Here is a 20,542-nt window from a genome sequence, read left to right on the forward strand (position 1 = left end):
CCTCAGACCCTAAGGGCCTCAGGGCTGGTACGGGGGCGCGGCGCCCCAGTTCCACAGCGGGACCGGCTGGTCGGTGGGGCGGCTCGCGTCGGGGCCCGAGAAGTAGACCGCGAGGCGGGTTCCCCACTCCACGTAGGCGAGGAAGGCGGAGCGGAACTCGGCGTCCGTCGGCAGCCCCGCGTCGTCCGCCGCGTCCTGCATCAGGTTGACCCAGCGGCGGCGCTGCGGCTCGGTGATGCCCTTGCCGAGGTGCTTGCCGACCATCGCGGTGTGCCCGCCGTGCTCCTGGGAGTAGGTGGCCGGGCCGCCGAAGACCTCGCCGAGCCACTGGGCGACGTGCAGGGCGTGCTCGGCGGGCAGGCCCTCGAAGAGCGGGGCGAGGAGGTCGTCCTTGAGGACCTTCTCGTAGAAGATCTCCGTCAGGCGATCGAAGCTCTCCTCGCCGCCCGCCCAGGTGTACAGGGTCGGCGTAGACGCGCCCGTGCCGCGTACGGCGGTGGGTGTGTAGTGGCGCATCTCCTCGATGTTCTCGACGTACGGACGGATCTCCGCGAAGAACTCACGGAAGAGCCCCGAGCCGCGGAAGCCCTCCAGGTGGTCCTTGGTCGACGTCCAGGTGATGCGGAGGACGAAGTGCTCGAAGTCCTCCTCGCAGCGGGTGAGTTCGTAGTCGACGCACTGCGGGGCGGCCGCCAGCGGGACGGCGGCGCGGGTGTACGCGGAGAGGAACTCCGCGGAGCGTTCGGAGGGGATGCGGTAGCGGATGTACTCGACGGTGTGCGCGGTCATGTGACGTCGGCTTCCTCTGCGGTGGGTGCTGCCGGGAGAACCAGCCGCTCTGTGAGCACCTTGTCCGACAACTGGCGGAGCGTGGAGGCCAGTTCGCTGTGCGCGTAGGCATCGGGCCACGGATGTGGCGAGGCGCGGCTCCGACAGACACCGGCGATACGTGATCCCCAGCCCTTTCGGCGCCGCGCCCGGCGGCAACGGCTTACTCGGCGGCTAACTCATCCGCCTGCCTACTTGCCGTAGTACGCGTTGTAGATCGACAGCGTCGACTTGTTCCCCTTCTTGTCCGTGATCTTGGCGTGGAAGGAGATGCCCTTGCCCGCGGCCGGGTTCTTGACCTTGATCTTGCCGCCGGAGACGGTGACCTTCTTCCAGGTCTGGCCGTAGTCGTACGAGACGTACGCGGCAAGGGACTTGAGGTTCGCGCCCGCCGCCGCGCCCTGCACCGTCACCGGCACGGACTGGGTCTCGCCGGCCTTGGCCTTGCTGCTCAGGTCGACCGCCGCGGCGAACCGCGCCGTGGAGACCGGCAGCTTCGCGTTGTCGGCCTTCTTGGAGCGGAACGTCCAGCTCGCGTCGATGCGCGTGGAGGCGGCAGCCACCGTGACGCTGCGCTTCACGGACGTCGACAGCTTGTACTCGGCGTCGGCCGCGGGGACCTTGAACGGGACACCGCCGGCCAGCGGGTCCTCGTTCTCGCCGATCTTGGTGGAGCCCTTGTAGAGGGTCGTCTTCACCGACGAGTAGCGCGAGGAGCCCGAGTGCGTCTTGCCGTCGGCGAACAGCGGCAGATAGCCGCTGATCTCGTTGTCCTGACGCCGGACGCCGTACTCGCCGCCGATGCGCGGCCCGAAGACGGCCGTGTTGAACGTCTTCTCGTAGCTCTTGCCCGCCGCGAACGTCTGCGCCGCGCCCAGCGAGTAGGCCGCGTCGACGATCGGCCAGCCGTCCGGTTCGACCCCGCCCTGCTGCTCGAACTCCATGCCCCACTTCACGGCGTCGGCCGTGGACAGGTACAGCGTCCGGGTGCCGGGCAGCTTCTGCGGGATGTTGATCGAGGAGCCGCCCGAACTGCCGGGGAGGTAGCCGAGGGCGCCGATCGTGCCCTTCTTGTCCTTGGCCGCCGCGCCCAGGTTCACCTTCACCGTGGCGAGTTCGGACGCCTTGTAGTGCTTGGTGTAGCCGGTCGCGACCTGTTTGACCTTGCCGCCGGCCACGGTGTCGTACTCGGCGTCGTCACCCTTGATCCAGTGGCCGTCCCACTGCTGGTGCAGCGAGCCGTCGGTGACCTGCGGGCCCAGGTGCGCGCTCCGGAAGTTGACGTATCCGGCGTCGAGCCACCAGCCGAAGGAGTAGGTGGTGCCGGGCGTGTCGACCGTGTAGTCCGGGGACCCGAAGTACGGCTTGGCGTCCGCCGACGGCACGGTGATGTCCACCGGTTTCGTGGTGCGGGCGTCCAGCGTCACCGTGGTGTCCTTGGTGATGCTCAGCTTCGGCTGGGCGATCCAGTCAGCACCCTTGGTGAAGTCCCTCGGGTCGGCGTACATGCTGCTGTTCAGCAGGTAACCACCCTTGGGAACCCGGAGCTTGACCGTGCCGGAGGCGTCGAACGGGTCGTAGGACTTCTCGGTGGCGAGCCCCGAGATGCCCTCCAGGTCCGTGTCGTAGTACTTCGGGGCCTGACCGTCGCGCCCGATGTGCTTGAGCGTCAGCTCGTACGACTCGACCTCGCGCTCGACGGAGGCGGCCGTGCGCACGGACTGCCCGCCGCCGGTCGCCACGACGTACGCGGTGTAGGCGCCGTCGACCGTGCCGCCGAGCTTGGTGTCGGTGGTCAGGTCGACCGACGCGGTGCCGCCCGCGGGGACCTTCACCGTCTTCGCGCCGAGCTTGAAGAAGCCCGCGGGAGCCGGGGCGCCCTTGGGGTTCGTGCCCGCGACCGCGAGGTCGAGGGTGACGTCGTCCTTGCCGAGGTTCTTGTAGGTCACCTTCTCGGTGACCGGCTTGTCGTCGGTGTGCGGCCACTGCTGCATGGCGAAGGAGAGCGACACCGGCTCGGCGATCACCGTCTGCTTGATGGCCTTGTCGACGGCGATGCGTCCCGAACCCTGCTCGAACGGCGTGTACTTGCCGCCCTTCGTGGACGCGGTCAGCGCGCCCTTGAGCTCGGCGTACTTCCAGTCCGGATGCTGCTGCTTGAGCAGCGCGGCGGCGCCCGCCACGTGCGGGGTGGCCATCGACGTACCGGAGATCGTCAGATAGCCGTCGGGCTCCTGGCCGACCTCCTTGTCGATGACGCTGCCGGGAGCGGCCGCGGCCGTGATGTCCACGCCGGGGGCGGTGACGTCGGGCTTGATGGCGCCGTCGCCGACGCGCGGGCCCTGGCTGGAGAAGTCGGCGAGCTTGTCGTCGCCGTCGACCGCTCCGACGGTGAGGGCCGCGTCCGCGCTGCCCGGGGAGCCCACGGAGCCGGGCTCCCCGTCGTTGCCCGCCGCGATCGCGAAGAGGATGCCCTTGTCCGCGGAGAGCTTGTCGACCTCGGCTTCGAGCGGGTCGACACCGGGGGTGTCACCGCCGCCGAGGCTGAGGTTCACGATGTCGGCGCCCTGTTCGGCCGCCCACTCCATGCCCGCGATGATCCCGGAGTCCTCGCCGGAGCCGCCGTCGTCCAGGACCTTGCCGTTCAGGAGCTTGGCGCCGGGCGCCACGCCCTTGAGCTTGCCGCCCGACATCGCGCCGGTGCCCGCCGCGATGGAGGCGACGTGCGTGCCGTGGCCGTAGTGGTCCTTGGCATCCTCCGCGGGCGTGAAGTTCTTCTCCCCGACGACCTGGTCCTTCAGATCGACGTGCGTGGCGTCGACGCCGGTGTCCAGGACGGCGACCTTGACGCCCTTGCCGTCGAACCCGGCCGCCCACGCCTTCGGGGCGCCGATCTGCGGCACGCTCTTGTCGAGGCGCGCCTTGCGGACTCCGTCCAGCCATACGCGGCTGACGCCGGACGCCGTGGAACCGCCCTTGTCCGCGGTCAGCGCGGACCACAGGTCGGTGGCGTCCTGCTTCGGGGTCGTGATGGCGTCGGCGTTGAGGGACTTCAGGGTCCTGCGGACCGTGGTGTCACCCGCGGCGCGCACGTCGGACCTGGCCGAGGCAGCCGCTCCCTTGTAGCCGACGATCAGCTTGAGGCCCTTCTTCTGGGCCCTGCGGTTGTCCTTCTTGCTCAGTTCGGTGATGTCGAACAGCCGCTGGTCGAGCTTGCCGGTGGCTATCAGGCGCTGTGCGTCGGCCGGTATCGCGAGCTGGTGACCGCCGACGCGTTTCGTCAGCACGGGTATCCGCTCGCGCCCCTTGGCCCGCTCGAATCCGGTGACGCGGCCCTTGGAGTCGGCGGTGACGCGGTCGCCGGTGATGAGCGTGATGTGGTGCGTGGTCTGTCCGGCGCTCTTGAGGCCCGCCGACTGCGCGGCTGCCGCCTGTGCGTCCGGCGACTGCTTCGCCGCCGACGCCGGGCTGGTCATGCCCGCGGCGAGGGCCACGGCCGCCGCTGTGGCGATCGTGGCCCCGTAGGCTCTCTTCACTTTTCTGCGCAAGTCTCCCCCTGGAGGTCAAGAGGCTCTCGCCCCTGAGCCAGGAAGTATTACCCAGGGTCGAACATCTGCTCAATAGTGCGTCAGAAGTGGCGAGTTGGGCATGTGGTCACTGAGTGGCGGTCCGCTCCGTGACCCTGATCCGAACGGCAGCGGCCCGCACCCCCGTTGAGGGGTGCGGGCCGCTGCCGTAAAGGTGAAGGGGGTTACCCGGGTCTCAGACCGCGGAACCGGCCTTCCACTGCGCCCAGTCCATGACCCAGCCGTTGAAGCCGTTGTCGGGCTGGACCGTCTTGTCGCCGGTGTTCCGGACGTCCACGACGTCACCGACCATCGAGTTGTCGTAGAACCAGGCGCCCGGGGTGCTCTTGTCGCCCGCGCCCTTGGCGTCCTGGAGGCCGACACAGCCGTGGCTGGTGTTGGCGCCGCCGAAGATGGACTTCGCGCCCCAGTAGTTGCCGTGGATGAACGTGCCCGACTGGGAGAGGCGCATGGCGTGCGGCACGTCCTTGATGTCGTACTCGCCCTTGCCGTCGCCGTCCTTGAAGCCGACGGTCGCGCCGTCCATCCGGGTCTCCTTGAACTTCTCGGAGATCACCATCTGGCCCTGGTACGTCTTGTTCTCCGGGGAGCCCGCGGAGATCGGGATGGTCTTGATGACCTTGCCGTCCCGCATGACCTTCATCGTCTTCGTCTTGGCGTCGACGACGGAGACCTGGTTACGGCCGATCTTGAACTGGACCGTCTTCTGCTGGACGCCGGTGACGCCGTCCGCGCCCTCGACGCCGTCCAGGGCCAGCTTCAAGGTGACCGTGGAGTTGCCCTGCCAGTACTTCTCGGGGCGGAAGTCGATGCGGTTGTTGCCGAACCAGTGGCCGACGACTTCCTGGCCGCTGCTGGACGACACCTTGATGTGGGACTGGACGTCCTTCTTGTTCGTGATCGCCTTGTCGAAGTTGATCGACACCGGCATGCCCACGCCGACCGTGGACCCGTCCTCGGGCGTGAAGTTCCCGATGAAGCTGTTGGCCGGCGAGACCGTCGTGAACTTCGAGTTCTCGTGCGCCTTGCGGCCCTCGGAGTCCGTGGCGGTGGCGGAGATCTTGTAAGTGGTCGCCCGCTCCAGCTGGCCGCTGGGCTTCCAGCTCTTCTTGTCGGCAGCTATCTGCCCCTCGACCGCGGTCCCCTTCTCGGTCGTCATCGTGACGTCCGTCAGCGAACCCTTGCTCACCTTGACCGCGGCGGCGCTGTTGATGCTCGCGTTGTCGGAGCCGTCCTTCGGCGCGATCTTGATATCGGCGTCGGACGTCTTCTTGGCGGCTGCTTCGTCGACCTGGTTCTGCGACTCCTTGCCCGCGCCGGCACTGTTCTTGTCGCCGTCGTCGCTGCTGCAGGCCGAGAGCACCAGGACGCCGCCGACCAGAGCGGATACGGCCGCAAGACCCTTGCGCCGTCCGCCCTGTCGCCTACTGTCCGTCATCACACGCTTCTCCATCGTTGCCGAAATCCCCAACACGCCATGAACGTCGAGACTCCCCGTAATCCCGCATAACGTCCTGCCCGGTTCGTCCCGTTCCACTTCTGCGGAAGATGTGGGGAACACCACGTCCCGCGGTGCGCCGGTGAAAGCCGTGCACCCCTGAGACGACGGAACCCCGAGCGGCGGTTGCCGTCCGGGGCTACGGGTTCCGTTTTTTCCGTCCGGTAGACGTACTACTTTCCGTCTACCGCCTACAACCCCCGGCCACCGGCGCCGCCCCCGGCCACAGCCTCATCGGCCGCACCATCCTCGTCGTCGTCATCATCCTCGTCGGGGTCCCAATCCGGCGAATCGGGGTCGTAGTCGATCTGCTCGCTGCTCCAGGAGGCCTGCGAGAGCTCCACTCCCGGCAGCTGGCTGACCAGGTCGAAGGGATCCACCAGATAGGCGAGCGCCTCCGCGTCGTCCTCCTTGACGGCCGTCTCGGCGTGCAGCCGCTCCTCGGCGGGCATGTGCTCGTCCTCCGCGATGCGGCGCAGGGCGGAGGCCGACAGCTCGCCGGAGTCGTCGACCTCGACCACCAATTCGACGCGGAGCCGTACAAAACGTGATGTCTCAGGTGTGCTCATGAGTCGGAGCGTACGACCCACGGCCCCCGCGACTTTCCCGCGACCCGCGCCTTTCACTACCATCGCCCCACACGGCCAATTCGCCAGCGCCACAAGGGGGATCCGATTCCGTGTCCGCACGTCGATCGTTGCTCACCGCCACTGCCGCAGGTGCCCTCCTCGGCGCCCTGTGGTTCGTTCCCTCCGCGAATGCGTCGGCGACGTTCAGAACCCCGGAGGCCCCTGACGCCCCCCGGGTGGTCCACACCGAACAGCGCCGCGCGACGCTGAGCTCGGAGCACACCGCCACCACCACCGCCGCCACCGCGGAGGACCGCCTCGCCGACACCGGCGCCGGCGTCGACACGACCCCGTATCTGATCGGCGGAACGGCGTTCCTGGGCCTCGGAGCGGGCTTCGTGGCGTACTCGGTACGCAGGGAACGCCAGGGCCCGGCGTACCGAGGGGCTTACTGAGGTCTCGGTGAGGGGACTCGCACGCCGGGCACTCGGGTGACCCTGACCGCGCGCCGACACGGCCGGATACGGGGCGAGGGCTAGGCATGCGGGTATGAGATTCGAGCCCCGGAACAAGAAGACCGGAACACTCCGCGCCCGCCGCCTCCGTCTCGTCGGCGCCCTGTGCGCCGTCGCGGCATCGGCGGCCCTGGTCACCGGCTGCGGGTCGGACAGCGACAAGGCGTCGTCCGCCGAGGCGACCTCGGAAGCGGCGAAGACCATTCCGAAGGAAGCGCCGTCGGAGAGCCCCACGGGCAGCGCGTCCCGTACCCGGGACCAGCAGGAGCGCAAGGATCTGCTCGGCGCCACCAAGGTCACCTACGACAAGGCCGCCGCCACGGCGGTGGACAAGGTCCCGGGCGGCAAGCTGACCGACCTCGACCTGAAGGACGCGGCCGACGTCAAGGACGACAGCGACGATGACGACGACGCGAGCGCAAGTCCGAGTCCCAGTGCCAGTGCCAGTGCCAGTGCCAGGGCCAGTGCCAGCCCGAGCGGCGGCGCGGCCGGCCCGCAGTGGGTCGCCGAGGTCGCCGAGAAGGACGGCACCGTGCACGACGTCCGCATCGACGCCGTCTCCGGCAAGGTGATCAGCTCGGCCCCCGAGAGCGACCAGGACGCCGACGACAAGAAGGAGACGGCCGACTGGCTCTCCCGCGTCAAGCAGTCGCCCGAGCAGGCGGCCAAGACCGCCACCGGCAAGAAGAAGGGCACGGTCACCTCCGTCGGCCTGGACGACAAGGACGGCGGCGCCCTCGTCTGGTCCGTCGACGTCGTCACCGACGACTGGAACAAGACCGACTTCGAGGTCGACGCGGTCAAGGGCACGATCACCCACCAGGAGACCGACCGCGACTGACGCGCCGGAACCACGCAAGGGGGCGCCGTCACCAGGTGACGGCGCCCCCTTCGCGTAGGTGTGCGGTGGCTAGGCCAGCGGGCCCGTCACCGGCTCGACCGCGGCGAGCAGCGCGCCCGAGCGCACGAACTCGTCCGCCGCCGCCAGGTCCGGCGCGAGGAAGCGGTCGGGACCCGGGCCCTGGACGCCCGCCTTGCGGACCGCCTCGATGACCGCCTGCGTGGCGGGGGCCGGCGTGAGGCCCTCGCGGAGTTCGACGGCGCGCGTCGCCGCGTACAGCTCGATCGCGACGATGCGGGTCAGGTTGTCGACCGCGGTGCGCAGCTTGCGGGCCGCGGACCAGCCCATCGAGACGTGGTCCTCCTGCATCGCGGAGGACGGGATCGAGTCGGCCGACGACGGGACCGCGAGCCGCTTCATCTCACTCACGAGCGCCGCCTGCGTGTACTGGGCGATCATCAGGCCCGAGTCCACGCCCGCGTCGTCCGCGAGGAACGGCGGCAGACCGTGCGAACGGTTCTTGTCGAGCAGCCGGTCCGTGCGGCGCTCGGCGATCGAGCCGAGGTCGGCCGCGGCGATCGCGAGGAAGTCCAGGACGTACGCGACCGGGGCGCCGTGGAAGTTGCCGTTCGACTCGACGCGGCCGTCGGGCAGGACCACGGGGTTGTCGACGGCGGCGGCGAGCTCGCGCTCGGCGACCGTACGGGCGTGGGCGATGGTGTCCCGGCCCGCGCCCGCGACCTGCGGCGCGCACCGCACCGAGTACGCGTCCTGCACGCGCGGCGCGTCGTCCTGGTGGTGGCCGGTCAGGCCCGAACCGGCGAGCACCGCGGCCATGTTGGCGGCGGACGCGCCCTGGCCCGGGTGCGGGCGGATGGCGTGCAGCTCGGGGGCGAGGACCTTGGCGGTGCCGAGGAGCGCCTCCAGGGTGAGGGCCGCGGTGATGTCGGCGGACTTGTAGAGGTCGTCGAGGTCGGCGAGGGCCATCACCAGCATGCCGAGCATGCCGTCGGTGCCGTTCAGGAGGGCGAGGCCCTCCTTCTCGCGCAGCTCGACCGGGGTGATGCCGTGCGCGGCGAGCAGCTCGCCCGCCGGCTTCAGCTCACCGTCGGGGCCCTCCGCGTCGCCCTCGCCCATGAGCGTGAGCGCGCAGTGGCTGAGCGGCGCGAGGTCGCCGGAGCAGCCGAGTGAGCCGTACTCGTGGACGACGGGGGTGATGCCCGCGTTGAGTACGTCGGCCATGGTCTGCGCGACCTCGGGTCGTACGCCGGTACGACCGGAACAGACCGTTTTGAGCCGCAGGAACATCAGCGCACGCACGACCTCGCGCTCCACGCGCGGGCCCATTCCGGCCGCGTGCGAGCGGACGATGTTGCGCTGCAGCTGGGCGCGGAGGTCCGGGCCGATGTGCCGGGTGGCGAGGGCGCCGAAGCCGGTCGAGACGCCGTAGACGGGCTCGGGCTTCGCCGCGAGGGCGTCGACGATCTCGCGGGCGGCGGCGAGGGCGGCCACGGCTTCGGCCGACAGCTCGATGCGGGCGTTGCCGCGTGCGACGGCGATGACGTCCGCCGCGGTTGTCCCGGACGTCCCCAGGACCACGGTGTGCATATCCATATTCAGCAGAGTACGGATTGAATCGCCAGGTGTCACGGGCGGATACGGCCTTAGCCTCTTACCGGGCTCAGGGAGGGGCGCGGGAGTGCGCCGCTTAAGGGGGGTGCGGGGAGCTGCGCGAGGCGAGGGGGCACGGGGAAGTACGCCCCGTAGAGGGCGCGGGGAGTTACGCAAGGCGAGCGGGCGGGGGGATCTCCGCCCCGTAAGGGGCGCGGGGAACTGCGCAAGGCGAGCGGACGTGGGGAGCCACGCCCGTAAGCGCCGCGGAGAGCTACGCAAGACCAGCGGACACGACGAGCCACGCCCCGCAAGAGGCGCGAGGAGTTACGCAAGGCGAGCGGGCGCGGGGAACTACGCCCCGTAAGGGGCGCGGGGAACTGCGCAAGGCGAGCGGACACGACGAGCCGCGCCCGTAAGCGCCGCGGAGAGCTACGCAAGACCAGCGGACACGACGAGCCACGCCCCGCAAGAGGCGCGGGGAACTGCGCAAAGCCAGGGGGCACGGCGAGTTGTGCCCCGTAAGGGGCGCGGGGAACTGCGCGGGCAGCCCCCACCGGCCCGCAGCTTCGTCACCGAGCCCCCTGCCCACCCCCCTTGTCCTCCCGGGAGCCCCGCGACCCCCGCTCGGGGCCCCGCCCCCGGAACCGGCGCCTCTCGCCCGCCGGGCGCGAGACCTCCGAGTTCGCCAGGCGCACCACGGGGTCGTCCGCGCCCTCGCGCCCCGCGACCACCGGCTTCGGCGCGCGGGCCGCCTTCGCGCGGTACTGGGCCGCGTCCGCGAGGCGGAACAGGCGGCGGGCCGAGCGGACCTCGCCGATCCGGTCCTCCGTGGAGGCGACGCCGCACGCGACCCCGTCCCCCAGCTCCAACTCGGCTGCCCGTACGCAGAGTTCGTCCGCCACCCGCACCACCTCATCGGCGGTGGGACCCACCGAGAGCAGGCAGAACTCGTCGCCGCCGAGCCGCGCGGCCAGCGTCCCCGGCAGCATCGCCCCGCACAGGGACAGCACCGAACCGAAGCGTTCGAGGAGGCGGTCGCCGACCGCGTGCCCCTGGGTGTCGTTGACCCACTTGAGACCGTTCACGTCACAGACGACCAGACTCACCACGGTCCCGTCCGCACGGTGCCGCTCCACCGCCTCCTCAAGACGTAGATCGACCGCACGGCGATTGGCGAGGCCCGTCAGCGCGTCGGTGAAGGCGAGGCGGCGGGCCTCCTCCAGGCGTTCGGTCTGCGCGATGCCCGCCGCGACGACCGAGGCGAGCACCGTCGCGAAGTCCGCGTCCGCGCGGCCGAAGGGCGGCGCCCCTACCGGACGCGCGACATAGAGCTCGCCCCACGCCCGCCCGTGCAGCACGATCGGCGCCACCACACAGCAGCCGCGGCCACGCCTGCGGAGGGCGGCGACGCGCTGGTGGCAGTAGCCGGGGGCCGTGTTCGCCGCGGGTCCGCCCGCCGTCTCGACCCAGGCGTGCGGCTCACCGCCGCCCGCCCAGCGCTCGTGCAGGAACTCGGTGATCTCCGGGAACTCGTTCACGGGATACGCCTCGTGCTCCGGGAACTCTTCCTCCCCCTCGGCCCGTTCGCCCACGTTCACGAGCACCCTCAGCCGTCCGAGGTCACGCTCCCAGACGGACAGCGCCGCGAAACTCCCGGACAACGCACGGCACGCGCCCCGGGCAGCCGCCCGCCAGGACTCACGTGGAGTGTGCGCGGCGGCCATTCCCTGCGCCAGCACCACCACGGCCCGCAGCCGGACATCCTCTCCCATCTCCCTAGGCTAGGAGATTAGGGACAATTTGGGCGTTTGGAACATTACGCAGCGTGTGGGGTCACGTAAATCCGCCTGGGGCGTCTACGCCCCCACTCCCCACACCCGTACCACCACTCACTCCCCGGGCCACTGCGGCTTGCGCTTCTCGTTGAACGCCGCGACGCCCTCCGCCCGGTCACCGGAGAAGGCCACCGAGCGCCAGGCGGCGTCCTCGACCTCAAGGCCGGCGCGCAGGTCGAGCCCGTGCCCGAGCCGCAGGGCACGCTTGGCGGCGCGCAGCCCGACGGGCGAGTTGGCGGCGATCCGCTCGGCGAGCGCGAGTGCCTCCGTACGGTCCTCGCCCTTGCCCACGAGCTGGTCGACGAGCCCCAACTCCCGCGCCTCGCCCGCCTCCAGACGCCGCGCGGTGAAGATCAGCTCGGCGGCCCGCGCGGCACCCACGCGGCGCGGCAGCAGCTGCGTGCCGCCGCCGCCAGGGATCACGCCGACCGACACCTCGGGGAGCCCGACCACGGCGGTCGGGTCGGCGACGATGAGATCGCAGGCGAGCGCGAGCTCGAAGCCGCCGCCGAGCGCGAAGCCGTGCAGGGCCGCGACGGTCGGCATGGGCAGTTCGAGTACGCCGGTGTAGGCGGCCCGTGCGGTGGGACGCTGGCGCACCAACTCGGCATCGGAGAAGGAATTGCGCTCCTTCAGGTCGGCGCCGACGCAGAAGGCACGCTCATGGGTCGAGGTGAGGACCACGACGCGCGCGTCACGGTCCTCCGCGAGGGCGGCGCAGGCGGAGCCGATCGAGCGGGCCATGTCCGTGGACACGGCATTCATGGCCTTGGGCCGGTCGAGGACGAGCTCGGCGACGTAGGCGTGCCGCCTGACGCTGACGAATTCCCCGAACCGCTGCTCGCCACCCATTGCTTTCCTCCACGTCCGGTTAACGCCCGTTACCGGGCCACCCGCGGATCATGCCACCGCTGTAGGGCGATCGGGCGGGCGGACGAAAAAAATCTGCGGCGAACCGCGGGTACGCACATCCCCGGCGGTTCAGGTCCGGCGGTTCAGGTCCGGCGGTTCAGGTCCGGCGGTTCAGCAGCCAGGGCTCGACGACGCCGAGGCCTCGTACGGGCCGCTGCCACATCGGCTGCAGGGCGAAGCGGTAGGAGGGCGGCTCCGCGCCTTCCTTCTCGGCCCGCTCGGCGGCCTCCGCCGCCTCGGTCTCGGAGGCGGGCGCCTCCCCCGTACGCGTCAGTTCCTCCGCGAGCGCGCCGTCCACCAGGACCGCGTCCCGTGGCGCTATCGAGGTGAGGCGGCTCGCGAGGTTCACCGTCGTGCCGAAGACGTCACCCATCCGCGTGGTGACCGTGCCGAAGGCGATGCCGACGCGCAGTTCGGGCATCGTCTCGTCGTTGGCCATGGTCTCGATCAGCCGCAGCGCGATCTCCGCGGCCACGCCCGCGTTGTCGGCGGCGTACAGCACCTCGTCGCCCAGCGTCTTGATGAGCCGGCCGCCGTGCGCGGCGACGAGATCGGCCGCCGTGGTCTCGAAGGCCTCGACGAGCTCGCCGAGCTCCTCCTCCTCCATGCGCCGGGTGAGCCGCGTGAAGCCGACGAGGTCGGCGAAGCCGACGGCGAGGCGCCGGTCGACCATTTCGTCGTCGTCCGCGGCCTGCACGACGCGTCCGGTGGCGGCGGCGAGCTGCCGTCGCCACACGTAGACGAGGAACTCCTCCAGCTCGGGCAGGAGGAGCTCTATCAGCGGATACGTGACTTCGGTCCGCGTCATGCCCGGCTCGGGCGGCTCCGTCAGACCCTCCAGGAAGGAATCGATCTGCCATTCGGCCAGGCGGGCGGTGGTCTGTCCGGTCGACCGGGCCACCTGCACGGCCATGGCCTCGCTGAGCAGGCCCGCTTCCACGAGACCGGCGAGGCGGCGCAGTGCGAGCACGTCCGCCTCGGTCAGGGCCTTGGCCTGGCCCACGTCGGGAAAGCCCATGGCCCGCCAGAAGCGGGAGGCCAGCTCCATGGATACGCCGGCACTGCGGGCCGCCTGGAACGGGGTGTAGCGGCGGTCCGCGCCGAGGATCAGCCCTTCGAGACGCAGGGCCAGGGGGTCCCTCTCCGGATCTCCCGGCTTCTCGTCCCCGGAGTCCATCGAGTCGAACGTGTGGCTGACGGACCCAGCGGTGCGTCCGGGCTCACCGTCGGGCGATGCACCCGTGCCGGAGCCCGTGTCGTCGACGGTCACGCCTGCTGCCCTTCCGATCTGCCGCGGTCAGGTATCGACCGGCGCCAACTTTACGGCAGGTGTGCCGCAGCTCACGCCCGGCGGTACGCCTTTGCCTGGCGGGGCGCCTCGATCTGTGGCTCCCCCGTAGCCGCGCCGCCGAACACACCTTCGCCACCCACCCGCCCGTTTGCCCCACACCCTCACCTGAACGAACAAGCATTTCGCGCCCACCCGCCCGATTGCCCCGCAGCACCATCGATCGGCCGCATTCGGCGACGCTCACGAGGGGAGGTGCCGGTATGTCCGCCCGAAGCACGGTTCGCGGCACTCCGGAACCGAAGCACCCCAATGGCCACCGGACGATAGCGAGGGCGGACATACCGGCGCGGCACCGCACCAACAGACGGAGCGAACCCGCTGCCCGCACGCACCCCAGCCGGACCAGCACCGCACCCCGGCTCAGGCCCAAGCCCAGACCCAGCCCCCCCCTACGCCCCCCGCAAATGCACAACATCCCCCGCCCCCACAGGCTCCTGCACCCCGTCCCCCGTAGCCAGCACCAGGCGTCCGTCGGCGTCCACCGCCACCGCCTCCCCCGTGATCGACCGATCACCCGGGAGTTCCGCGCGGGCCTTGCGGCCCAGCGTCGCGCAGCCCGCCGCGTACGTCTCCTGGAGGCGGGAGGCCGACGGGTCGCCCTCTGCCGCGCGCCAGTCCCCGTACCACTGCTCCAGTGACCGCAGCACCGCCCGCAGCACCGTGTCCCGGTCCGTCGACGCCGCCCCGGCCAGCGCCAGCGACCCCGCCGTCGGCACCGGCAGCTCCTCCGCCCGCAGGGTCACGTTGATGCCGATGCCGACCACCACGCCCCCGCCGTCCCCGGAGCCCGCCCGCTCGGCCAGGATGCCGCCCGCCTTCCGTTCCTCCCCCGCCACCGTCACCAGCAGGTCGTTCGGCCACTTCAGGGCCGTGTCCACCCCGGCGGACCGCGAGAGCCCCGTGGCGACGGCGACCCCGGTAAGCAGCGGCAGCCACCCCCACCGTTCGACCGGCACCGCGGCCCCCGGCTTCAGGAGCACGGAGAAGAAGAGACCGGAGCGCGCGGGCGCCGACCAGCGGCGGTCGAGGCGCCCGCGCCCCGAGCTCTGCTCCTCGGCGACGAGCACCGCCCCCTCGGGCAGCTCGTCCGCGCGGGCGGCCAGATCCGTGTTGGTCGACCCCGTCGCGGGCACCACGTCCAGAGAGGTCCACAGCCCCCCGTCCCGAACGAGCGCACGCCGCAGCGACGCGGCGTTCAGGGGCGGCCGGTCGAGGTCGGACCACCGGCCACCGCCAGGGGTGCCGGAAGCGGGACCAGAAACCGGGCCCGAACCCGAACCCGAAGGAGTCTCTGAAGAGTCGTCTGAAGCATCTCGCGGCGTCATGCAAGCCACCTTAGGTGTGGTAAACGCCGCACTGCCGATCCGTATGCGCGCCGATACCCTACGAGTCAGTAGCAAGCGATCACCGCACCCGAGCCGTACCCGCAAGCCGCACCCCGAGCCGCACCCCCCAAGCCGCACCGCAAGCCGCCAGTCGCCCCTTTGAGCAGGCAGGGAGCCGCATCCCTATGTCCGAGCCGGAAGAGCCCAACGTGCCCGTGCCCAGCGCCGCAAGCGATACCGCCGCCATCCCCGACGCAGGTGGTATCGACATCCATACGACTGCGGGAAAACTCGCTGATCTCCAGCGCCGCATCGAGGAGGCCAAGCACGCCGGTTCGGCTCGCGCGGTCGAGAAGCAGCACGCCAAGGGCAAGTTGACGGCGCGTGAGCGCATCGAACTGCTCCTGGACGAAAGCTCCTTCGTCGAGTTCGACGAGTTCGCCCAGCACCGCTCGACCGACTTCGGCCTGGAGGCCAACCGCCCCTACGGCGACGGAGTCGTGACCGGTTACGGCACCGTCGACGGCCGCCCCGTGGCCGTCTTCTCCCAGGACTTCACCGTCTTCGGCGGGGCACTCGGCGAGGTCTTCGGCCAGAAGATCGTCAAGGTCATGGACTTCGCCCTGAAGACCGGCTGTCCGGTCATCGGCATCAACGACTCCGGCGGCGCCCGCATCCAGGAGGGCGTCATGGCCCTCGGGATGTACGGGGAGATCTTCCGCAGGAACACCCACGCCTCCGGTGTGATCCCGCAGATCAGCCTGGTCGTCGGCCCGTGCGCGGGCGGCGCGGTCTACTCCCCCGCCATCACCGACTTCACCGTCATGGTCGACCAGACGTCGCACATGTTCATCACCGGACCCGACGTCATCAAGACCGTCACCGGCGAGGACGTCGGCTTCGAGGAGCTCGGCGGTGCCCGCACCCACAACAGCACCTCCGGTGTCGCGCACCACATGGCGGGCGACGAGAAGGACGCGATCGAGTACGTCAAGTCCCTTCTCTCCTACCTGCCTTCGAACAACCTCAGCGAGCCCCCCGCGTTCCCCGAGGACGCGGACCTGGAGCTGACGGACGAGGACCGCGAGCTGGACACGCTGGTCCCGGACAGCGCCAACCAGCCGTACGACATGCACGGCGTGATCGAACACGTCCTGGACGACGCCGAGTTCTTCGAGACGCAGCCGCTGTTCGCGCCGAACATCCTCACCGGCTTCGGCCGGATCGAGGGCCGCCCGGTGGGCATCGTCGCCAACCAGCCGACGCAGTTCGCCGGCTGCCTGAACATCGACGCCTCCGAGAAGGGCGCCCGCTTCGTCCGCACCTGCGACGCGTTCAACGTCCCGGTCATCACCTTCGTCGACGTGCCGGGCTTCCTGCCGGGCGTCGAGCAGGAGCACACGGGCATCATCCGGCGCGGCGCCAAGCTGATCTACGCGTACGCGGAGGCCACGGTCCCGCTCATCACGGTCATCACGCGCAAGGCGTTCGGCGGCGCGTACGACGTCATGGGCTCCAAGCACCTGGGCGCCGACCTCAACCTGGCCTGGCCGACGGCGCAGATCGCGGTGATGGGCGCGCAGGGCGCGGTGAACATCCTGCACCGCAAGACGATCGCGGCGGCGGAGGCCACCGGCGACGTCGAGGCGACCCGGGCCCGGCTGATCCAGGAGTACGAGGACCGTCTCCTCAACCCGTACACGGCTGCCGAGCGCGGCTACATCGACGCCGTGATCATGCCGTCGGAGACCCGCTCCCACCTGGTGCGGGGCCTGCGTCAGCTGCGGACGAAGCGGGAATCCCTGCCCCCGAAGAAGCACGGCAACATCCCCCTCTAGACCGTGCCCCAGCGAGGAGAGCGAGGAGAGCATTCATGATCAAGGTCGTACGGGGCAATCCCACCCCGGAGGAGCTCGCCGCCGCGCTCGCGGTGGTCCAGGCGCGCGCCGCGGCGGTCGCGAACCAGCCGTCCGGCGCGCCCTCGGTACTCGACGCCTGGGCGGACCCCGCGCGCGTGGCCCGCGACCGGCTGCCCGCGCCGGGACCGACGTCGTGGGGCCGCACCTACTGGCCCGGGTGAGCCGGGCGGGCCGAGCCGGGAAATGAGTGGGACGGGCGGGGGCGCCTGAGTACGCGTACTCAGGCGCCCCCGCCGTCGCCGCGCGCAGTATCGGATTCATGCTGTGGTCCGACCCGGAGAACAACCCGCCCAAGGACATGCGGGACATGCAGGCGAAGATGCGCCGTGCGGGACTCGTCCTCGCCCTGGCCATGGTCGTCGCGATGTTCGTCCTGGGCATTCACTGAGGCTTCCGCTGAGGCACGCTCTGAGGCACCCGCCGGCACCCGCCGGCATCCGCCGAGACGTCTCCCGCGGCTCGCTAACCTGACCGCATGAGTGATCAGCCCCGACAGCCCGGACAGCCCCGCCGTCTCGTCCTCGCCTCCAAGTCCCCCGCCCGGCTCGGCCTCCTGCGCCAGGCCGGTCTCGCCCCCGAGGTGATCGTCAGCGGGGTCGACGAGGACGCGATCTCCGCACCGACCCCCGCCGAGCTCGCCCTTGCCCTGGCCGAGGCCAAGGCGTCGGTCGTCTCGGCGCGCCCGGAGACCAAGGGCGCCCTGGTCGTCGGCTGCGACTCGGTCCTCGAACTGGACGGAGAGGCGCTCGGCAAGCCCGCCGATGCCGAGGAGGCCACCGCCCGCTGGAAGTCCATGCGCGGGCGTGCGGGCGTCCTGCAGACCGGCCACTGCGTGTACGACACCGCGTCCGGCCGCCATGTGTCGGCGGTCGCCTCGACCGTCGTCCGTTTCGGTGACCCCTCGGACGAGGAGATCGCCGCGTACGTGGCGAGCGGTGAACCCCTGCACGTGGCGGGCGCGTTCACGCTCGACGGCCGCTCCGCCCCCTTCGTCGACTCGATCGAGGGCGACCACGGCAACGTCATCGGCCTCTCCCTGCCGCTGCTCCGGCGCCTCCTGGGTGAATTGGGCGTCGGCATCACGGAGTTGTGGGCGAAGTAGGCCTCAGAGGGCTCAGGCGGGCTGTGGGGCGCCGTTCTCCGGTGCGCCGCCGCCCGCTGCCCCGGTGCCGGTGCGCGGCGCGTCGGCGACCTCGTCGGGCTTCCTGTCGTACGCCACCAGCGTCAGGACGATCAGGCCGAGCACGACCATCATGAAGGCGAACGCGGGCCAGCCCACCAGGCCGACCGAGAACGCCCCGAGGAGCGCGTGCACCACGGCGGCGCTGATCAGCAGCAGCCGGCCGAAGCGGCCCGGCGCGCGGTCGAGTATCGCCGCGCGCAGCATGATGAAGGCGCACAGCGCGAGGTAGAGGCCGAAGAGGCCGCCCGCGATCCACGTCGACACGGACATCGCGTGCGGGTCGAGGCCTGCGAGCGACATGTCCTGCTTGTTCACGACAAGCCCGAGGAACCAGTTGAGCATCGCGATGCCCACCGCCTCCACCAGGAGCACGATCGCGCCCACCCAGGCAACCGGTCTACGCGCCACGGCGCCCACCCTCTTCCGCTGTTACCACCAGTACGTCCCAGACATCGCGAACGCTACTAACGGGTAAACCGGGGGACAAGGGCTCTGCCCAAGGCAAAGAATCATTGGGCCATTCGTAGGGACTCGACAAAGAATGCCCCTCTGCCGCAGCACGCTCTCACAGAGACCTTGGCCACATCGGCGCGTTAGTCTGCCCGCAAGGGACCCTGCGTACCGTGGTGCGACAAGGGATTTCGCGGACGGGCAGGCCCCGGATCACGCTCCGTGTGGGCAAGCTCACCACTGGGGACGGGTCGAAAGGTCGTGTCGGCAGTCCCTAAACTCGGCTTGTTTCAAGGAGGGAGCCATCGTGCGCAAGGTGCTCATCGCCAACCGTGGCGAAATCGCTGTCCGCGTTGCTCGGGCATGCCGGGATGCAGGGATCGCGAGCGTAGCCGTCTACGCAGATCCTGACCGGGATGCTCTGCATGTACGTGCGGCAGATGAGGCGTTCGCGCTGGGCGGTGACACTCCGGCCACCAGCTACCTGGACATTTCCAAGGTGCTGGCAGCGGCCAAGGACGCGGGGGCGGACGCGGTCCACCCCGGCTACGGCTTCCTTTCGGAGAACGCCGACTTCGCGCAGGCCGTCATCGACGCGGGCCTGATCTGGATCGGCCCGCCGCCGCAAGCCATTCGTGACCTGGGTGACAAGGTCGCCGCCCGGCACATCGCGCAGCGCGCGGGTGCCCCGCTGGTGGCCGGTACGCCGGACCCCGTGAGCGGCTCCGACGAGGTCGTGGCCTTCGCCCAGGAGCACGGCCTGCCGATCGCGATCAAGGCCGCCTTCGGTGGCGGCGGACGCGGTCTGAAGGTGGCCCGGAACCTCGAAGAGGTGCCCGAGCTGTACGACTCCGCGGTGCGCGAGGCCGTCGCGGCCTTCGGCCGTGGCGAGTGCTTCGTGGAGCGCTACCTGGACAAGCCGCGGCACGTGGAGACGCAGTGCCTGGCCGACAAGCACGGCAATGTGGTCGTCGTGTCGACCCGTGACTGCTCGCTGCAGCGCCGCCACCAGAAGCTCGTGGAGGAGGCGCCCGCGCCGTTCCTGAGCGAGGCCCAGAACGCCGAGCTGTACGCGGCGTCCAAGGCGATCCTGAAGGAAGCCGGCTATGTCGGCGCCGGCACCGTCGAGTTCCTCGTCGGCACCGACGGCACGATCTCCTTCCTGGAGGTCAACACCCGTCTGCAGGTGGAGCACCCGGTCACCGAAGAGATCACCGGCATCGACCTGGTCCGCGAGATGTTCCGCATCGCCGACGGCGAGGAACTGGGCTACGGCGACCCGGAGATGCGCGGTCACTCCTTCGAGTTCCGCATCAACGGCGAGGACCCGGGCCGCGGCTTCCTGCCGGCGCCGGGCACGGTGACCCTGTTCGCCCCGCCGTCGGGTCCTGGCGTGCGCCTGGACGCGGGCGTGGAGTCCGGCAGCGTGATCGGCCCGGCCTGGGACTCGCTCCTGGCCAAGCTGATCGTCTCCGGTGCGACGCGCCAGCAGGCGCTCCAGCGGGCCGCGCGCGCCCTGGAGGAGTTCACCGTGGAGGGCATGGCCACCGCCATCCCCTTCCACCGCGCGGTCGTCAAGGACCCGGCGTTCGCCCCTGAACTGACCGGCTCCACCGACCCGTTCACGGTCCACACCCGGTGGATCGAGACCGAGTTCGTCAACGAGATCCCCGCGTTCGCCGCGGCGGCCGACACCGAGACGGACGAAGAGCCCGGCCGCGAGACGGTCGTCGTCGAGGTGGGCGGCAAGCGCCTGGAGGTCTCGCTCCCCTCCTCGCTGGGCATGACCATCGCCCGCACAGCGGCGGCGGGCGGCGCCCGCCCCAAGCGGCGCGCGGCGAAGAAGTCGGGCCCGGCGGCCTCCGGTGACACCCTCGCCTCTCCGATGCAGGGCACGATCGTCAAGATCGCTGTCGAGGAGGGCCAGGAGGTGCAGGAGGGCGACCTGGTCGTCGTCCTGGAGGCCATGAAGATGGAACAGCCCCTGAACGCGCACCGGTCGGGAACGATCAAGGGCCTCACGGCGGAGGTGGGCGCGAGCCTGACCTCCGGCGCGGTCATCTGCGAGATCAAGGACTGACACCCCCGCTGAGCGGACCCCGGACGGGCTGGAGC

The 20,542-nt window shown here is 70.5% G+C and carries 17 protein-coding genes; 7 read left to right on the forward strand and 10 right to left on the reverse strand.

Features of this window, described 5'->3' with window-relative positions; translation table 11 throughout:
* Positions 1–18: 18 nt before the first annotated feature.
* From OG302_RS16870 to OG302_RS16885, 4 genes are all read right to left on the reverse strand, one after another.
* A complete protein-coding gene (locus OG302_RS16870) occupies positions 19–789 on the reverse strand; it encodes a group II truncated hemoglobin (RefSeq protein ID WP_371527558.1) in 771 nt (256 codons plus the stop codon).
* A gap of 230 nt (positions 790–1,019) precedes the next feature.
* On the reverse strand, positions 1,020–4,364 hold the full coding sequence (locus tag OG302_RS16875) for a S8 family serine peptidase (RefSeq protein WP_371527559.1): 3,345 nt from the start codon (positions 4,362–4,364) through the stop codon (positions 1,020–1,022).
* A gap of 226 nt (positions 4,365–4,590) precedes the next feature.
* Positions 4,591–5,853: an Ig-like domain-containing protein gene (locus OG302_RS16880; protein ID WP_371527560.1), complete on the reverse strand. Its 1,263-nt coding sequence runs from the start codon at positions 5,851–5,853 to the stop codon at positions 4,591–4,593.
* A gap of 251 nt (positions 5,854–6,104) precedes the next feature.
* A complete protein-coding gene (locus OG302_RS16885) occupies positions 6,105–6,482 on the reverse strand; it encodes a hypothetical protein (RefSeq protein ID WP_361832851.1) in 378 nt (125 codons plus the stop codon).
* A 110-nt stretch (positions 6,483–6,592) separates the two neighbouring features.
* Between OG302_RS16885 and OG302_RS16890 the strand changes: the two genes are divergently transcribed.
* On the forward strand, positions 6,593–6,937 hold the full coding sequence (locus tag OG302_RS16890; RefSeq protein WP_371527561.1) for a hypothetical protein: 345 nt from the start codon (positions 6,593–6,595) through the stop codon (positions 6,935–6,937).
* A gap of 94 nt (positions 6,938–7,031) precedes the next feature.
* Entirely contained in the window at positions 7,032–7,838 is an 807-nt protein-coding gene (locus OG302_RS16895; RefSeq protein WP_371527562.1) for a PepSY domain-containing protein, read from the forward strand.
* Positions 7,839–7,907: 69 nt separating this feature from the next.
* Here the strand turns inward: OG302_RS16895 and hutH are convergent, their stop codons facing one another.
* The 5 genes from hutH to OG302_RS16920 form a co-directional block, all read right to left on the reverse strand.
* Positions 7,908–9,446 carry a histidine ammonia-lyase gene (gene hutH / locus OG302_RS16900; RefSeq protein WP_371750141.1) on the reverse strand — a complete coding sequence of 513 codons (1,539 nt, stop codon included), beginning with the start codon at positions 9,444–9,446 and terminating at the stop codon, positions 7,908–7,910.
* Between the two features lie 575 nt (positions 9,447–10,021).
* Positions 10,022–11,224 carry a diguanylate cyclase domain-containing protein gene (locus OG302_RS16905; RefSeq protein WP_371527563.1) on the reverse strand — a complete coding sequence of 401 codons (1,203 nt, stop codon included), beginning with the start codon at positions 11,222–11,224 and terminating at the stop codon, positions 10,022–10,024.
* Between the two features lie 117 nt (positions 11,225–11,341).
* Positions 11,342–12,139, reverse strand: a complete 798-nt coding sequence (locus OG302_RS16910; RefSeq protein ID WP_371527564.1) for an enoyl-CoA hydratase/isomerase family protein — start codon at positions 12,137–12,139, stop codon at positions 11,342–11,344.
* Between the two features lie 157 nt (positions 12,140–12,296).
* On the reverse strand, positions 12,297–13,469 hold the full coding sequence (locus OG302_RS16915; protein WP_371527565.1) for an adenylate/guanylate cyclase domain-containing protein: 1,173 nt from the start codon (positions 13,467–13,469) through the stop codon (positions 12,297–12,299).
* Between the two features lie 470 nt (positions 13,470–13,939).
* Positions 13,940–14,875: a biotin--[acetyl-CoA-carboxylase] ligase gene (locus OG302_RS16920; protein ID WP_371527566.1), complete on the reverse strand. Its 936-nt coding sequence runs from the start codon at positions 14,873–14,875 to the stop codon at positions 13,940–13,942.
* Between the two features lie 185 nt (positions 14,876–15,060).
* Here OG302_RS16920 and OG302_RS16925 point away from each other — a divergent pair, with 185 nt between their 5' ends.
* The 4 genes from OG302_RS16925 to OG302_RS16940 all read left to right on the forward strand — a co-directional run bounded on the left by OG302_RS16925 (position 15,061) and on the right by OG302_RS16940 (position 17,896).
* Positions 15,061–16,713, forward strand: coding sequence for an acyl-CoA carboxylase subunit beta (locus OG302_RS16925; RefSeq protein ID WP_371527567.1), 1,653 nt, complete (start codon positions 15,061–15,063; stop codon positions 16,711–16,713).
* A gap of 35 nt (positions 16,714–16,748) precedes the next feature.
* A complete protein-coding gene (locus OG302_RS16930; protein WP_371527568.1) occupies positions 16,749–16,955 on the forward strand; it encodes an acyl-CoA carboxylase subunit epsilon in 207 nt (68 codons plus the stop codon).
* A gap of 98 nt (positions 16,956–17,053) precedes the next feature.
* Complete coding sequence (mmpB, locus tag OG302_RS16935) at positions 17,054–17,182, forward strand: morphogenic membrane protein MmpB (protein ID WP_272902837.1); 129 nt, start codon at positions 17,054–17,056, stop codon at positions 17,180–17,182.
* 87 nt (positions 17,183–17,269) lie between these two features.
* Positions 17,270–17,896 carry a nucleoside triphosphate pyrophosphatase gene (locus OG302_RS16940; RefSeq protein WP_371527569.1) on the forward strand — a complete coding sequence of 209 codons (627 nt, stop codon included), beginning with the start codon at positions 17,270–17,272 and terminating at the stop codon, positions 17,894–17,896.
* 12 nt (positions 17,897–17,908) lie between these two features.
* Here OG302_RS16940 and OG302_RS16945 read toward each other — a convergent pair whose 3' ends face one another.
* A complete protein-coding gene (locus tag OG302_RS16945; protein ID WP_371527570.1) occupies positions 17,909–18,385 on the reverse strand; it encodes a hypothetical protein in 477 nt (158 codons plus the stop codon).
* 349 nt (positions 18,386–18,734) lie between these two features.
* On the opposite strand from OG302_RS16945, the gene OG302_RS16950 reads away from it, so the two are divergent.
* Positions 18,735–20,507 (forward strand): biotin carboxylase N-terminal domain-containing protein, encoded by a 1,773-nt coding sequence (locus OG302_RS16950; RefSeq protein WP_361837723.1) that lies wholly within the window; start codon positions 18,735–18,737, stop codon positions 20,505–20,507.
* The last annotated feature ends 35 nt before the right edge of the window (positions 20,508–20,542 follow it).

This window comes from Streptomyces sp. NBC_01283 (genome assembly GCF_041435335.1).
In the GTDB taxonomy this organism is placed as follows: domain Bacteria; phylum Actinomycetota; class Actinomycetes; order Streptomycetales; family Streptomycetaceae; genus Streptomyces.